Source organism: Clostridium sp. C105KSO13, from assembly GCF_001517425.1.
GTDB lineage: Bacteria > Bacillota > Clostridia > Lachnospirales > Lachnospiraceae > Muricomes.
Genome location: NZ_FBWL01000081.1, coordinates 1 through 1,680 on the forward strand (window position 1 = coordinate 1; position 1,680 = coordinate 1,680).

The 1,680-nt window shown below is 39.9% G+C and carries 1 protein-coding gene; it reads left to right on the forward strand.

The annotated features are described in order from the left end of the window. The first annotated feature begins 301 nt into the window (after window positions 1-301). On the forward strand, window positions 302-1,582 hold the full coding sequence (locus BN3456_RS00450; RefSeq protein WP_089981990.1) for an IS110 family transposase: 1,281 nt from the start codon (window positions 302-304) through the stop codon (window positions 1,580-1,582). Window positions 1,583-1,680 lie beyond the last annotated feature (98 nt).

Genomic DNA, 1,680 nt, shown 5'->3' on the forward strand with positions numbered 1-1,680 from the left:
TTCCATACTAATCTCCATTCCGCGCGCCTTCGGGCGCGGCACAAATAGTCATGAAAGTTTTTCAATTTCCACTCTGTGATGTAAAATAGCTAGTAAGAAGCTATACTACAAAGCACGGGGAGGGGAGTTGTAAAAACTTTCTTCGTTTTAGACAGCATACTAATCAGTGTAAGTTCTGCCTTTTCAAGCACAAATAAGTGGCTCTACAAGACCGTACACTAAGAATTGTTTTAACTTCTCAGTTAGTTTGTGTGGCAGTTCAGTCAATGGCTTCTTATCTTTTTACGAAAGGAGTATGACTATGAAAGTTACTTACCAAACCTGTTGTGGTGTCGATGTTCACAAATCATTTCTCGTTGCCACAATCATCAAGACCACTGGTGGCATTGAACCTTTTTATCAAAAGAAGCGCTTTTCCACTTTCAACAACTCTATTCTTGCGTTCAAGCAATGGCTTCTTAATAATGACTGCCATGATGTCTGCATGGAATCCACGGGGAAATACTGGGTTCCTGTCTTTAATCTTCTTGAAGATGAAATCAATGTCACCATTGCTAATCCCAAATGGGTAAAAGCTGTCAAAGGCAACAAGGATGACACAAAAGATTCTAAATGGATTGGAGATTTGTTCCGTCTTGGGCTTGTGAAAGGCAGCTACATTCCCTGCAAGAAAATTCGTATTTTACGGGAATATACAAGGTATCGCTATAAACTTATTTCCTGCCGTTCAAGTGAAAAAAATAGATATCAGAATGCACTCACTGTTTGTAATGTTGCACTAGATTCTGTTGTTTCCGATATCTTTGGGAAGTCATCCACATCCATTATCGACTACCTGCTTGAACAATCGGGTACGTCTATCAATCATGAAGAAATCGCTTCTAAACTTCTTAAGAGCCTCAAATCGAAAGAAGATGCGGTGATTGAATCCATCGAAGGATATCAGATGACTGATGCCCAAAAATATCGTATGCGCCTCGTCCGCGCACATATGGATTATATCACAGCTGAAATTAATGATGTAGACTCTATGATAGAATCTCTAATTTCTTCTGATTCTGATTCTGATTATGAAAATGCTATCCAGTTTCTTATTACTATTCCGGGTGTTAAACGTGATAGTGCAATCACTATCATCTCCGAAATTGGTATTGATATGTCTCAGTTCTGCAACTCGAAACGCTTATGCTGTTGGGCTGGTCTCACACCAGGCAGCAACCAATCTGCTGGTAAGAAGAAATCAGTTCGGATTACACGTGCCGGAGTCTACCTCAAACCTGCATTAGTGCAATGCGCTCATGCAGCCGTGAAATCTGACAAGTCTCCTTACTACAAAAAGAAATATGAATCTCTTGTTAAGCGTCGTGGCAAGAAAAGAGCCATTATTGCAATTGCTCGAATGATTCTCACAGCCATTTACCAGATGCTGTCTACTGGTGAGGTATGGAACCCGAGCGATCTTTATAAAATAGATATGCCTGCACCTCTCATTGAAAAACAAAAGGCAAAGGCTATCAAACAAGCCATGAAGCTTCTTCAAAAAGAAGGATTACTCCCTCCCAATGAACCATTAGCTTCTTGATCTGATTCACTAATTCTATAACTTTCAAAAAGTTGCCTTTTTAGACAGCTTAAAAAAGTGCGTCCATTTGTGGCTGCCCTCTACTTTCTTTCACACTA